Origin of the sequence: Streptomyces sp. CC0208 (assembly GCF_003443735.1) — a bacterium.
Classification (GTDB): domain Bacteria; phylum Actinomycetota; class Actinomycetes; order Streptomycetales; family Streptomycetaceae; genus Streptomyces; species Streptomyces sviceus.
On record NZ_CP031969.1, the window covers coordinates 8,813,597 to 8,827,508 of the forward strand.

9 protein-coding genes are annotated in these 13,912 nt (G+C 68.6%); 8 read left to right on the forward strand and 1 reads right to left on the reverse strand.

Translation table 11 applies throughout. From position 1 onward, the window contains the following. Window positions 1-3 precede the first annotated feature (3 nt). The 8 genes from D1369_RS40475 to D1369_RS40510 all read left to right on the forward strand — a co-directional run bounded on the left by D1369_RS40475 (window position 4) and on the right by D1369_RS40510 (window position 12,021). A complete protein-coding gene (locus tag D1369_RS40475; RefSeq protein ID WP_007379447.1) occupies window positions 4-1,605 on the forward strand; it encodes a ricin-type beta-trefoil lectin domain protein in 1,602 nt (533 codons plus the stop codon). 75 nt (window positions 1,606-1,680) lie between these two features. After that, window positions 1,681-3,165, forward strand: coding sequence for an arabinofuranosidase catalytic domain-containing protein (locus D1369_RS40480; RefSeq protein WP_240436132.1), 1,485 nt, complete (start codon window positions 1,681-1,683; stop codon window positions 3,163-3,165). 29 nt (window positions 3,166-3,194) lie between these two features. Beyond that, window positions 3,195-5,027 (forward strand): RICIN domain-containing protein, encoded by a 1,833-nt coding sequence (locus D1369_RS40485; protein WP_037898634.1) that lies wholly within the window; start codon window positions 3,195-3,197, stop codon window positions 5,025-5,027. Between the two features lie 57 nt (window positions 5,028-5,084). After that, the gene (locus tag D1369_RS40490; protein ID WP_037898631.1) at window positions 5,085-7,493 is read left to right on the forward strand and encodes a ricin-type beta-trefoil lectin domain protein; all 2,409 of its coding nucleotides are present in this window, start codon (window positions 5,085-5,087) and stop codon (window positions 7,491-7,493) included. 70 nt (window positions 7,494-7,563) lie between these two features. Further along, entirely contained in the window at window positions 7,564-9,546 is a 1,983-nt protein-coding gene (locus D1369_RS40495) for an alpha-L-fucosidase (protein ID WP_007379443.1), read from the forward strand. A gap of 45 nt (window positions 9,547-9,591) precedes the next feature. Further along, window positions 9,592-10,887 carry a ricin-type beta-trefoil lectin domain protein gene (locus tag D1369_RS40500; protein ID WP_007379442.1) on the forward strand — a complete coding sequence of 432 codons (1,296 nt, stop codon included), beginning with the start codon at window positions 9,592-9,594 and terminating at the stop codon, window positions 10,885-10,887. Between the two features lie 75 nt (window positions 10,888-10,962). Further along, window positions 10,963-11,367 (forward strand): PaaI family thioesterase, encoded by a 405-nt coding sequence (locus D1369_RS40505; RefSeq protein WP_007379441.1) that lies wholly within the window; start codon window positions 10,963-10,965, stop codon window positions 11,365-11,367. Window positions 11,368-11,391: 24 nt separating this feature from the next. After that, on the forward strand, window positions 11,392-12,021 hold the full coding sequence (locus D1369_RS40510; protein ID WP_106433573.1) for a TetR/AcrR family transcriptional regulator: 630 nt from the start codon (window positions 11,392-11,394) through the stop codon (window positions 12,019-12,021). Between the two features lie 39 nt (window positions 12,022-12,060). Here the strand turns inward: D1369_RS40510 and D1369_RS40515 are convergent, their stop codons facing one another. Continuing rightward, window positions 12,061-13,818, reverse strand: a complete 1,758-nt coding sequence (locus tag D1369_RS40515) for a cellulase family glycosylhydrolase (RefSeq protein WP_037898628.1) — start codon at window positions 13,816-13,818, stop codon at window positions 12,061-12,063. Window positions 13,819-13,912 lie beyond the last annotated feature (94 nt).

A 13,912-nucleotide genomic window follows, 5' to 3' on the forward strand; every position in this document is an offset into this window, starting at 1 on the left:
GACATGCACATGATCACGAGGGTGTTGGCGGTCGCCTTCTCCATCGCGCTGTTCTGCATGGGCGTGCCCCTCGTCTGTCTCGGCACGGCACAGCCCGCCGCCGCGCTGGGCAACGGACTGGCACTGACCCCGCAGATGGGCTTCAACGACTGGAACGCGTACGGCTGCAACGTCTCGGAGTCGCTGATCAAGTCCACCGCGCAGGCGATGCACACCAACGGCATGCAGGCGGCGGGCTACTCCTACGTCAACATCGACGACTGCTGGATGACCCACAACCGCGATTCCGGCGGCCGCCTGGTGCCGGACCCGGCCAAGTTCCCCGACGGAATCAAGGGCACCGCCGACTACGTGCACTCCCTGGGGCTGAAGCTGGGGATCTACGAGGACGCGGGCACCGCCACCTGCGCCGGGTATCCGGGCAGCCTGGGGCACGAGAGCACGGACGCCCAGTCGTTCGCGTCGTGGGGCGTGGACTACCTGAAGTACGACAACTGCAACAACAACGGGGTGTCCGCACAGAGCCGGTACACCGCGATGCGGGACGCGCTGGCGGCGACGGGCCGACCCATCCTGTACAGCCTGTGCAACTGGGGCCAGGACAACGTGTGGACCTGGGGCGCGGGAGTGGGCAACAGCTGGCGCACCACCGGGGACATCAGTGCCAACTTCGCCAGCATGCTGTCGATCTTCCACAGCAACGTGGGACTGGCCTCCTACGCGGGACCGGGCCACTGGAACGACCCGGACATGCTGGAGGTCGGCAACGGCTCGATGACGGCCACCGAGAGCCGCAGCGAGTTCAGCCTGTGGGCGGAGATGGCCGCGCCGCTGATCGCGGGCACCAACATCCCCTCCGCCAGTGCGGAGACCCTGTCCACGCTGACCAACTCCCGGGTGATCGCGGTCGACCAGGACCCTCTCGGCAAGCAGGGCACCATGGTCTCCTCCTCGGGCGGCCGGGACGTGCTGGCCAAGCCCCTGGCCAACGGGGACGTGTCGGTGGCCCTGTTCAACGAGACGGGCTCGACGGCGACCATCTCGACCACCGCGGCGGCGATCGGCAAGACCGGGGCGTCCGCCTACACCCTGACCGACCTGTGGTCGGGGGCGTCCTCCACCACCTCGGGCACGATCAGCGCTTCGGTGCCGGCGCACGGCACGGTGATGTACCGGGTCGCGGGCGGCACCAGCGGCGGCGGAACCAGCGGGACCGGCGCGGTGCACGCGGCGGGTGCGGCCAAGTGCCTGGACGTACCCAACGCGACCAGGACCGCCGGCACCCAGGTGCAGATCTGGAGCTGCAACGGCGGCGCCAACCAGACCTGGACGCACACCGCGTCCAACCAGTTCACCGTCTACTCCGGCGGCGACCAGATGTGCCTGGACGCCTACAACAACCAGACCACCCCGGGGACGAAGGTGGAGATCTGGTCGTGCAACGGCCAGAGCAACCAGCAGTGGACGCTCAACAGCAGCGGCACGATCACCGGTGTCCAGTCGGGCCTGTGCCTGGACATCGCCGGAGGGGCCACCGCCGACGGAAGTCTCGTCGAGCTGCGCACCTGCAACGGCGGCAGCAGCCAGCGGTGGACGTTGGGATGACTCCGCATTCGAAGCCCAGAGGAGGTCTCCATGCTCGTACCGGCCGGTGATCGCCGAATCAGGCGAGGGAAAGCCGTGCTCCTTGTCGCCCTGGCGATGGTGGTGGCCGTGTTCGGCGCCCCGGCGTTCGCCACCTCCCCGCGGGCCGACACGGCGGCCATGGCCCGTCCGGTGGCCGACCACGTGGCGGACGCGTCGCTCCCGTGCGACCTCTACGCCGCGGGCGGTACGCCGTGCGTGACGGCACACGCCACGACCAGGGCCCTCTTCGCCGCGTACAACGGGCCGCTCTACCAGATCCAGCGGGCCTCCGACCACAGTTACCGCGACATCGGAGTGCTCAGCGCCGGCGGGTACGCGGACGGCGCGTCGCAGGTGTCGTTCTGCGCGGGCACGTCCTGCACGATCACGAAGATCTACGACCAGACCACCAAGCACAACGACATGCCGATCTCCTGGGGCGGCTACTGGAAGGGGCCCGGGCCGGGCGGGTCCGACGTCGGCGCGGACGCCATGGCGCTGCCGGTGACCGCCGCCGGCCATCAGGTGTTCGGCGTCAAGGTCACCCCCGGCGTGGGCTACCGGCTCGACCACGCCGCCGGGGTGCCCACCGGGGCCCAGCCCGAAGGCATCTACATGGTGACCTCGTCGAACTACACGAGCCAGTGGTGCTGCTTCGACTACGGCAGCGGTGAGAACTCCCACACCGACACCGGCAACGCCACCATGAACGCCATCTACTGGGGCACCGCCTGCTGGTTCGGCGGCTGCACCGGCAGCGGGCCGTGGGTCGAGGCCGACCTGGAGAACGGCATGTTCCACACCAACACCGGCTCCAACAAGGACCCGAACAACACTGGTGTGCACTACCCGTTCGTCAGCGCATGGCTGAAGAACAACGGCACCAGCAACTTCACACTGAAATACGGCAACGGCGCGAGCGGCGGCCTGACCACCACTTACTCCGGCCCACTGCCGAACGGCTACTCACCGATGAAGGTCGACAGTTCGATCCTGCTCGGCACCGGAGGCGACAACAGCCCCAACGGCGTGGGCGAGTTCTTCGAGGGCGCGATCACGGCGGGCTATCCCTCCGACGCCACCGAGAACGCCGTCCAGGGCGCCATCACCGCGGCCGGCTACGGCACAGGAGGCGGCGGCGGTACGTCGACCGCGCTGCACGCGGTCGGTGCGGGCAAGTGCCTGGAGGTACCCGGCGCGTCCACGACGCCGGGTACGCAGACGCAGATCCGGGACTGCACCGGAGCGGCGAACCAGACCTGGTCCCGGACCGACTCCCGCCAGCTCACCGTGGACTCGGGCGGCAGCCGACTGTGCCTGGACGCTTCCAACCAGGGCACCAGCCCCGGCACCAAGGTCATCACCTGGACCTGCAACGGCCAGACCAACCAGCAGTGGAACGTCAACGCCAACGGCACCGTCACCAGCGCCCAGTCCGGCCTGTGCCTGGACGTGACCGGCGCCGCCACCGCCAACGGCACCCCCGTCGAACTGTGGACCTGCAACGGCGGGTCCAACCAGCAGTGGTCACTGAGCTGACCCCGTGACGCGTGACGCAGGAGGACCGAATGAGGACGAGAGCGAGACCCGGCCGTCTGGTGCTGGCCGTCGGCATCGTCTTGGCGTTCGTGCTGCAGTTGTCGGCGACTGCCGAGAGCCGGGCCGTCTCGAGCGTGGCCCTGAGCGTGAACCTGGCGTCGACGCGGGGCCCGTCGACCGGCGTCGGTGAGGGGTTCCTCTACGGTTTCACGCAGGACGGCAGCCAGCCGGCCGACCAGTTCATCAAACCGCTGGGGATCAACGCGTTCCGCGGCGGCGGCTGGTTCTCCGGCGGCTGGATCAGGGACAACTACCAGTACGGATCGGCCTCTCGGGCCGACATCGACTCGATCGTCGCGCAGGCGAAACGCCTCACCCAGCCGCCGTACCACGCGCAGTACCAGGTACTGGTCAGCGACATCTACGGCGCCAACGGCGGCCAACCGTCCAACACCAGGTACCCGTGCGACAACGGCGACTGCTCCAACTGGATCGGCTTCATCGACTCCACCGTGGGAGCACTGCAGGCGTCGGGGCTGAAGTTCGCCTACGACATCTGGAACGAGCCGGACATCTCCGCCTTCTGGACCCGAGGGGTGAACAGCGCCCAGTACTTCCAGATGTGGGACACCGCCTACCGGGAGATCAGGCGCATCGCCCCCTCGGCGCAGATCGTGGGACCGTCGCTCGCGTTCACCCCGCAGAGCAACCCGGGTGAGTGGCGGACCTGGCTGGCGCACGTGAAGGCGGCCGGCACGGTCCCGGACATGATCACCAACCACGACGAGGGTGACGTCGACGACCCGGTCACCGTCTCCCAGTCACTCAACAGTGCCCTGACCACGGCGGGTATCGGCCCGCTGCCGCTGTCCGCGAACGAGTACCAGCCCGCCGACCGGCAGACCGCCGGGGTGACGGCCTGGTACCTGGCGCGGTTCGCGCAGTCCGGGTACACCAACGCGATGCGCGGCAACTGGGTCTGCTGCGTCACCCCGAACCTGACGGGTGTGCTCACCCAGAGCGGCGGAACCTGGCAGCCGACCGGCAACTGGTGGGCGCTGCGCGACTACGCCGACATGACCGGCACCCTGGTCGACACCTCCGGCCAGGTCGGTTCGACCGCGATCTCGGCCTCCGAGGACGTCACCAACAAGCGCGCTGTGGCGATCATCGGCGACGCGAACGGCAACTCCGGTACTTCCTCCGTGACCTTCAACGGCCTGTCGTCCGTACCCTGGCTGACCAACGCGGGCAGCGTGCACGTCACCGTGCACCGCATCCCGGACCAGGCCCCGCTCGCCGCGCCCCAGACCGTCTACGACCAGAACCTGAGCGCCTCGGGCGGTTCGATCACCGTGCCCTTGACGTTCCAGGGGACGCACGACGCGTTCGCCGTCTACCTCACCCCGGCCACCTCCGGCGGCGAGGCCTTCCCGGCCGGCAACCACCAACTCGTCGTCGCCAACAACAACTTGTGCCTGGACGTGTACGGCGCCTCAAGCAGCGCGGGCGCCGCGATCGACCAGTGGACCTGCAACGGGCAGAGCAACCAGCAGTTCCAGTTCGTGCCGGCCTCGGGCGGCTACGGCGAACTGCGCGCCCAGAACTCCGGCCAGGACGTGGCGGTCGCGGGCAGCTCCACGACGGCAGGCACCCCGAACATCGTCCAACAGCCCCCCGGCGCAGCGGCCAACGGCCTCTGGCTGCCTGTCCGCCAGTCCGACGGCTCCTACGCCTTCCAGAACCGCAACAGCGGTCTGTGCCTGGACGTCTACGGCGCCGGCAGCACCGCGGGCCAGCAACTCGACCAGTGGCAGTGCAAGAACGCACCCGGCACCAACCAGGACTTCTTCGTCCGCTGAACCGTCCGCTGGTCCGCACCGGCCGTGGACACCCCCCACCTGCGAAAGGAACCCACCGTGTCAGCAATCGCACGGCTGTTACGGCGCCTGCGTGTCCCGACGGCCGTGGTCGCGGGCCTCGTCCTGGCCGCCGGCGGCGTCGTGGGCACAGCCGCCGCCCCGGCCCGGGCGGCCACCGCCATCACCCTCAACGGCGCGTCCGGCGGACGGACCTTCGACGGCGTCGGCGCGATCAGCGGCGGAGGCGGCAACAGCAGACTCCTGATCGACTACCCCGAGCCCCAACGCGGCCAGGTCCTCGACTACCTCTTCCGACCCGGCTACGGCGCCTCCCTGCAGATGCTCAAGGCCGAGGTCGGCGGGGACACCAACTCCACCTCGGGAGCCGAGCCCAGCCACCAGCACACCCGCTCCGACCTGAACTGCGACCGCGGCTACGAATGGTGGCTGATGGAGCAGGCCAAGGCCCGCAACCCGAACATCAAGCTGTACGGGCTCGCCTGGGGCGCCCCGGGCTGGATCGGCAACGGCAACTTCTGGTCCACCGACATGGTCAACTACCTCGTCTCGTGGCTGGGCTGCGCCAAGCAGCACGGACTGAGCATCGACTACCTCGGCGGCTGGAACGAACGAGGCTACAACGTCTCCTGGTACCAGCAGCTGCGGAGCGCCCTCAACAGCAACGGCTACGGCAGCGTCAAGATCATCGCGGCCGACTCGGACTGGTCCGTGGCGAACGACGTCAACTCCAACCCGTCGTTCGCCTCCGCGGTGAGCGCCATCGGCACGCACTATCCCTGCGGCTACCGGTCCTCCCAGTCCACCTGCACGGTGCCGGCGGCCGCCCTGAACTCCGGCAAGCCGCTGTGGGCGAGCGAGAACGGCTCGGACGACTACAACGGGGGAGCGCAGGCCATGGCCCGCGGCATCAACCGCGGATACATCGACGGACGCATGACCGCCTACCTCAACTGGCCCGTTGTCGCCGCGCTCACCCCCAACCTGCCGTACCCCACCATGGGCATGGCCCTGGCCTCGCAGCCGTGGTCCGGCTCCTACTCGATCGGCAAGAACACCTGGGTGATGGCGCACACCAGCCAGTTCACCAGCCCGGGATGGCACTACCTCGACGCCTCCAGCGGCTACATCGGCGGCAACCGCGCCAACGGAAGCTACGTCTCGCTCAAGTCCACGAACAACTCCGACTACTCCACGGTCATCGAGACCATGGACGCCGGCAGCGCGCAGACGCTGAACTTCAACGTCACCGGGGGACTGTCCACCGGAACAGTCCACGTCTGGTCCACCGATGTCGGGTCCGCCAACCCGGACGACCACTTCGTGCACACCGCGGACCTCACCCCGTCCGGCGGAGGCTTCAGCCTGACCGTCCAGCCCGGCCACCTGTACACCCTGACCACCACGACCGGACAGGGCAAAGGCACCGCCACCGGTCCCGCCCGCAGCGCGCTGAAGCTGCCGTACAGCGACTCCTTCGACGGCTACGCCACCGGCACCGAGGCGAAGTACCTCATGGACTGGCAGGGCGCCTTCGAGACGGGGGGCTGCGGGGGCGGCCGTAGCGGAAAGTGCGTGCGCCAGATGAGCCCGCAGAAGCCGATCACCTGGGACTCGCTGACGGATCCGCACGCCCTGCTCGGAGAAACGGGCTGGGGCAACTACACCGTCTCGTCGGACGTACTGCTCGAACAGTCCGGATACGTCGAACTGATCGGCCGTGCGGGCGCGCACGACTACGACCGCGGCGGCGGGCAGAACGCCTACCGCCTGCGGGTGAGCGACACCGGGGCCTGGTCGATCCTCAGCTCCAACACCAACGGCACCGTCACCACCCTGGCCCGCGGCACGACCGCCGCGCTCGGCACCAACCGGTGGCACACCCTGGGCCTCACCTTCAACGGCACCACGATCACCGCCGTCGTCGACGGCGCCACGGTCGGTACCGCGAGCGACAGCACCTGGGCGGCCGGGCAGATCGGCTACGGGACCAGCCAGGGTGAGACGGCACAGTTCGACAACCTGTCCATCACGCCCGGCAGCGGCGGGAACGACGGCGGCACGACCGGCGCGATCGTCGGGGTCGGATCCGGCCGGTGTGTGGACGTACCCAACCAGTCGCAGACGGCCGGCACGCAGGTGGCGCTGTGGGACTGCAACGGCGGCAGCAACCAGCAGTGGACGAACACCTCCGCCGGTGAGCTGCGGGTCTACGGCAGCGACTGCCTGGACGCCGCGGGGCAGGGCACCAGCCCCGGCACCAAGGTGGACATCTGGGACTGCAACGGCGGCGCCAACCAGAAGTGGACGCTCCACGCCGACGGCACGATCACCGGTGACCAGTCCGGCCTGTGCCTGGACGCCGCCGGCGCCGGAACGGCCAACGGCACCCTGCTGCAGCTGTGGACCTGCAACGGCAGCAGCAACCAGAAGTGGACGCGCGACTGATCCAGGTGCCCGGCCGACGACCAGCGACTGAAGGCACCACCTCCGTCAAACATCCCCGAGAGGCCCCAGAATGTCCTCCTCCTCCCTGCCGCTGAGCCGGCGCCGACTGCTGGCGGCGGCCGGCGCGGCGACGGCCTACGGCCTGCTGCGGTTCGCCCCCGAGGCCGCCGCGACCGACGGCCCCGCAAGCTACACCCCGAGCTGGTCCTCCGTGGACCAGCACCCCCCGGCCCCGGCCTGGTTCCAGGACGCCAAGTTCGGCATCTACTACCACTGGGGCGTCTTCAGCGTTCCCGCGTACGGCAACGAGTGGTACCCGCGCAACATGTACATCGGCGGCTCGGCCGAGAACAACCACCACAAGGCCACCTACGGCGACCCCTCGGCCTGGCCGTACAACAACTTCATCGACGGCGCCCGTGACAAGGCGGGCAACTTCGTGCAGTTCGCCCCCAAGCTGGTCTCCCAGGGCGGCAGGTGGGACCCGGACGCCTGGGCCCGGCTGTTCAAGGCCGCGGGCGCCCGGTTCGCGGGCCCGGTCGCGGAACACCACGACGGCTTCTCCACGTGGAACAGCCGCGCCAACCCGTGGAACTCGGTCCAGCACGGCCCCAAGCTGGACCTGGTGGGGCTGCACGCGCAGGCCATCCGCGGGCAGGGGCTGAAGTTCATGGCCTCGCTGCACCACGCCTACCACTTCAACGGCTTCTACGACCACGTGCCGAACCAGTCGGATCCGACGCTGCGCATCCTCTACGGCCAGCAGGGCTCGGCTGCGGAGAACAAGCTCTGGTACGACAAGCTGGTCGAGGTCATCGACGGCTACCAACCGGACCTGGTCTGGCAGGACTTCGACCTGAACCTCGTACAGGAGTCCTACCGGCTCCAGTTCCTCGCGCACTACTACAACCAGGCCGTCGCGTGGAACAAGGACGTGGTCGCGACCTACAAGGACGGCCTCAACAACAAGGGCGAGGTCTTCGACTTCGAGCGCGGCGGCCCGGCAGGTCTGCTCACCCCCTACTGGCTGACCGACGACAGCATCTCCTCCTCCAGTTGGTGCTACACGGTGGGCATCGGCTACTACTCGACGCAGGCCATGCTCCACTCGCTGATCGACCGGGTCAGCAAGGGCGGCAACATGCTGCTCAACATCGCGCCGATGGCCGACGGCACCATCCCCTCCGGGCAGCAGTCCATCCTGCTCGCCATGGGCGACTGGCTCGGCCGCTTCGGAGAGGCGGTCTACTCCACCCGCTCCTGGTCCAGTTACGGCGAGGGCCCCACCAAGATGGGCGGAGGCTCGTTCAGCGGACCGGTGGCCGGCAAACCGCAGGACATCCGCTTCACCCGCAGCCGGGACAACAAGGTCCTCTACGCCACCGCCCTGGGCTGGCAGGGCGGCACCATGACCATCACGACGCTGAACTCCAACCAGATCAACCTCAGCAGCCTGACCGGCGCCCAACTGCTCGACAACACCGCCGGCACCTACATCAACCTTCCCGCACCGACCCAGGACGCATCCGGCCTGCGCCTCACCATGCCCTCGTCCAACCCGCCGTTCAGCGCCCTGGCGTACACGGTCAAGCTCACCTTCTCCGGTGAGATCCCCGTCCTGGGCGCGCCGGGCGGCTCCACGACCTGGGTCAGGATCGCCAACGTGACCAGCGGACTGGTGCTCGACAGCGGGGGCAACGTCGCCTCCGGCTCCAACCTCAAGCAGTGGAACTACGACGGCAGCACCAACCTGCAGTGGCAGCTGATCGACCTCGGCAACGGCTACTACCGCATCATGAACCGCACCAACGGCATGGCCGCCGACAGCTGGGGCAACACCGCCAACGGCGCTCCTGCCCGCCAGGAGACGTGGAACGGCGGCAACAACCAGCAGTGGTCGCTCACCAGCCTCGGCGACAACCGCTACCAGATCGTCAACCGGGGCACGGGCACCGCCCTCGACGGCAGCGGCAGCACCACGGCCGGCTCCACCACCGTGCTGTGGACCCCGAACTCCAGCACCAACAACGCGTGGACCATCACCGCCGTCTGAAGACGACTACGGAAGAAGGTGCGTATGACACGCAAACCATTCTTAATGGCCCTCGTGGCCGCGCTACTTCTCGTCCTGACCACTGCGGGCACCTCGTTCAGCAGCGGCCTCAGGGCACCCGCCGCGGCGAGCGCCGGCTGCGGCAAGGCGCCGACGCTGACCAGCGGCAACCACACGATCCAGAGCGGCGGCCAGAACCGCAGTTACATCCTGCGGGTCCCGGCCGGCTACGACAGCAACCACCCCTACCGGCTGGTCTTCGGCTTCCACTGGCGGGGCGGCACCGCGAACGACGTCGACTCGGGCGGCACGGACGGCTACAACTGGTCCTACTACGGCCTCAGGCGCCTGGCGGACAACGCGAACAACAGCACGATCTTCGTCGCCCCCCAGGGCAACGGCAACGGCTGGGCCAACCCCGGAGGCCAGGACGTGGCCTTCGTCGACGCGATGGTCAACCAGATCGAATCGGGCCTGTGCGTCGACACCACCCAGCTGTTCTCCGCGGGCTTCAGCTACGGCGGCGCGATGTCGTACGCCCTCGCCTGCTCCCGGGCGACGGTCTTCCGCGCGGTCGCGGTCTACTCCGGCGCGAACCTCAGCGGGTGCAACGGCGGCAACCAGCCCATCGCCTACATGGGACTGCACGGCCTCAGGGACAACGTGCTGCCCATCCAGTCGGGACGAGACCTGCGTGACACCTTCGTCCGGACGAACGGCTGCACCCCGCAGAACCCGCCCGAGCCGGCCAACGGCAGCCTGACGCACATCATCACCACCTACTCAGGATGCAGGTCCGGATACCCGGTCGTCTGGGCCGCGTTCGACGGAGCGGGCCACGACCCCGGTCCCATCGACGGTTCCACCGGTGACGGCTGGCGCACCTGGACGTCGGCGGCGGTGTGGCAGTTCTTCACCCAGTTCGGCTCGAACCAGCCGCCGCCCCCGCAGTCCGGCAACCAGCAGATCATCGGCCAGCAGTCGGGGCGCTGCCTCGACATCAACAACTCGACCACGGCCAACGGTACGCAGGCACAGCTGTGGGACTGCAACGGCGGCTCCAACCAGCGGTGGACCTACTCCGCCGGAAAGCAGCTGGTGGTCTACGGCAACAAGTGCCTGGGCGTCGGCCAGGGGGCGGGCAACGGTACCCCGGCGGCGATCTGGGACTGCAGCGGACAGGCGGACCAGCAATGGAACGTCAACCCCGACGGCACGATCACGGCAGCGCAGTCGGGGCTCTGCCTGGACGCCAACGGCCAGGCGACCGCCAACGGGACGAAGGTCCAGCTGTGGAGTTGCTCGGGCGGCGCCAACCAGCACTGGCGCCTGCAGAACTGAACGATTGACGTAACGATTGACGTCCTGAGTTAGCGACGATAAGTTAACGCCGTTAACTCAGGACAGGAGTAGCTCGTGGTCGCACTTGAAGCCGAAGAGGTCTACGCGCTCGCGCCGTACGCCAAGACGCTCGGCGTCGAGTTCGAGGAGATGACGGCGGCCGGCGTCCAAGCCAGGCTGACGCACGATCTCTCCCTGTCCACGGTGGGCGGCGGCCTCCACGGAGGGGCGTTGATGGGGCTCGCCGATGTGTGCGCTGCCGTGTGCGCCGCCCTCAACGGGCCGGTCGGCGCCGCACCGGCCACCGTGGAGTCGAGCACGCATTTCCTTCGGCCCGCACGCACGAGCGTCGTTGCGACAGCCCGTCCCCTGCGGCTGGGGCACAACACCGTCATCGAGGTCGACGTGCGCGATGAGAAGGGCGAACTGTGCGCCCGGGTGACCCAAGTGGTCACCGCCGTCGTGCCGAAGGCACCCTGATACATGTCTGCGACCGGTTCCCGGGTGCGCGCCGCCAAGGGCCAGGGCGGGCTGCTCCGAAGCCAGCTGCTCGACATCGCCGATCAGCTGCTGGAGGACGGGGGCGCGGAGGCGCTGACGATTCGTGCCGTGGCAACAAGTGCGGGAGTCAGCCCGCCGGCCGTCTACCTCCACTTCGCCTCGAAGAGGGAACTCGTCCACGCGACGTGCCTGCGCGTGTGGAGCTCCCTGCTCAGCGAGTTGGAAGCAGTGTCCCGGGACATCCCGGATCCCGTGACGGCGCTGTACGAGATCTGCGTCGCGTACATCGGATTCGGACTTCGTCATCCTTCCCAGTACCGGCTCGTGATGACCGGTGAGGCCACCGAAGCCAGCCGCCGGAACGAAGACGAATGCTTCCGCTACTTCCGGGACAAGGTCGCAGCCTGCGCTGATGCCGGGGTTCCCGTGACGAGCGGGACCGAGACCGCCAGAGTGCTGTGTGCCGGCGTGCACGGGGCGGTTTCCCTGCTGATCCACCAAGAGCGTGACACATGGCCTCCGGACCGCGATCGCTACGTCGGACGGGCGGCGTCCTCTGCTGTCCACGGCGCGCTTCTCACCGCATCCCGCACGTCCGGACCCTCGCTGGTCGACGTGACGCAGTCGCGCTGACCTGTCCCGGGTGCCTGGACGGCACCCGGGGCGGTCGGGTCAGTCGACGGTACCGGTCACCGAGCCGGCGTTCTTGGTCACGCGGTAGGTCACGGTGGCGCCGCTCCAGAAGTGGAAGACGAGGGTGGCCTGCGTGTTGTCCCGGAGCGCGTTGAGGAAGTCGGAGGTGAGCAGGAGCCCGTTGCCGGAGTAGTCCGGGCTGAAGGACACGTTGAACTCCTGGTAGGGGCTCCAGTTGACGGGCCCGGCGTTGGAGCCGTCGGCGTAGGTGGCCTCCATGGTCGCGAGCTGGTCACCCCGGTACTGGGTGGGGATCGTGAGGCCGCTGGTGGAGCCGGTCGCGTCGGAGAGCACCGGCCTGTCGTACGTGGTCACGTAGATCTTCCAGGGCAGTCCGCCGGAGTACCGGGCCTCGACGGTCGCGTTGGTCCCGTAGGCGCGTTTGCCCGCGAGTCTGGTGAGGGCGGCGGCCGTGAGGGTGAGCTGGTTGCCGGAGACGGTGTAGTCCTTGCCTTGGGCGAGCCGGGTGCTGCCCTGCCAAAGACCCCGGAAGGTGCGGCCGTTGGGGTTGAGGGTGAGGGTCCTGGCGGTGATGGCGCTCGACTTCGCCAGGAAGATCCGGTCCGAGGAGGCGGTTCCCGAACGGGCCGTCCAGCTGGACCTGATCGCGGCGAACAGCGCCGGGTCGCTCCACTGCAGGGTCGTCCGGTTCAGGTAGGCCCAGGTTCCGGGATCCCACAGGGCCGTGGTGACGCGGGCGGTGCGGGCCTCGTAGCCGAACTGCTCGTAGAACTTCAGCGCCTCGCCCCGCTCGATCCGGGAGGGGTGGTTGGAGTCGGGGTAGCCCAGCAGGCCGTACTCACCGTTGTAGACGGGGATGCCCTTGGAGGTGAAGGTGGCGCGGATCCTGGCGAAGTGATCGGTCATGTCCTTCTGCGAGGTGGCGTCGAACTGCGTGCCGCCGGCGACGTTCACACTGAACGGGTAGTAGCCGTAGTAGTGCACGGTGACCACGAGGTTGCCGTCGTTGAACGACTTCATGTTCGCGGCCAGGGCGTCCAGGAAGGTCTGGCCGGAGTTCGTGTGCAGGGTGGGCAGGACGAGCAGCCGGGTCGCGTTGTTGCCGCCGGACTGGCGTACGACGCTGTGGAACGCGGTGTTGAGCTCGTCGTTGTACTGGATGCCCTGGGCGTCGGTGGTGTTGTTGAACTGCGGCTCGTTGTTGCTCTCGAGGAGCAGGGACCGCGGGGAGTCCTTGAACGTGGCGGCGATCTGGGTCCAGGTGGCCTTGAAGCGGGCCAGCACACCGTCGTGATCGGTGGGCATGGTGGCGATCCACTGCCACGAGTCGTGGTGGACGTTGAGCACGACGTACAGACCGTCGGCCAGCGCCCAGTCGACGACCTGCTTGACGCGGTTCATCCAGGCCGCGTCGATCGTGTAGGGAGCCGAGGCCGACTGGTGGTCGGTCCAGGTGACGGGGATGCGGACGCTGCGGAAACCCTGGCTCTTGATGGTGTCGAACAGGGCCTTCGTGGCCGCCGGGTTGCCCCAGGACGTCTCGTCGGGGATGGCGTCCAGGGTGTTGCCCATGTTCCAGCTGGGCTGCATCGCCGCCACCGTGTCCATCGGGCTCGCGGCGAGTGCGAGCCGTGTCGGGGGCGAGCCCTGGTGGGCGGGTGCGGCGAGGGCCGCGGTGCTGGTCACCCCGATCATGGTGACCAGCGCCAGCAGGAGGCCCAGCACGCGGCCGGGACCGCGGCTGCGGCGACCGGTGGGGTGGTGCGTTCCCTTCATCTCTGACCCTTCTGTGTCGGCCGAGCGGTGATTCCGCCCGTGGGGGAGGTGCGTGCAGGTGGTCGAGGGAGGGGCGCCCGAGGGCGGGATACTG

Bases quoted from the DNA above. Each gene is read 5' to 3' on its own strand.
- D1369_RS40475 (WP_007379447.1), top strand. From the start codon at position 4: ATGCACATGATCACGAGGGTGTTGGCGGTCGCCTTCTCCATCGCGCTG.
- D1369_RS40485 (WP_037898634.1), top strand. From the start codon at position 3,195: ATGAGGACGAGAGCGAGACCCGGCCGTCTGGTGCTGGCCGTCGGCATC.
- D1369_RS40495 (WP_007379443.1), top strand. From the start codon at position 7,564: ATGTCCTCCTCCTCCCTGCCGCTGAGCCGGCGCCGACTGCTGGCGGCG.
- D1369_RS40500 (WP_007379442.1), top strand. From the start codon at position 9,592: ATGGCCCTCGTGGCCGCGCTACTTCTCGTCCTGACCACTGCGGGCACC.
- D1369_RS40515 (WP_037898628.1), bottom strand. From the start codon at position 13,818: ATGAAGGGAACGCACCACCCCACCGGTCGCCGCAGCCGCGGTCCCGGC.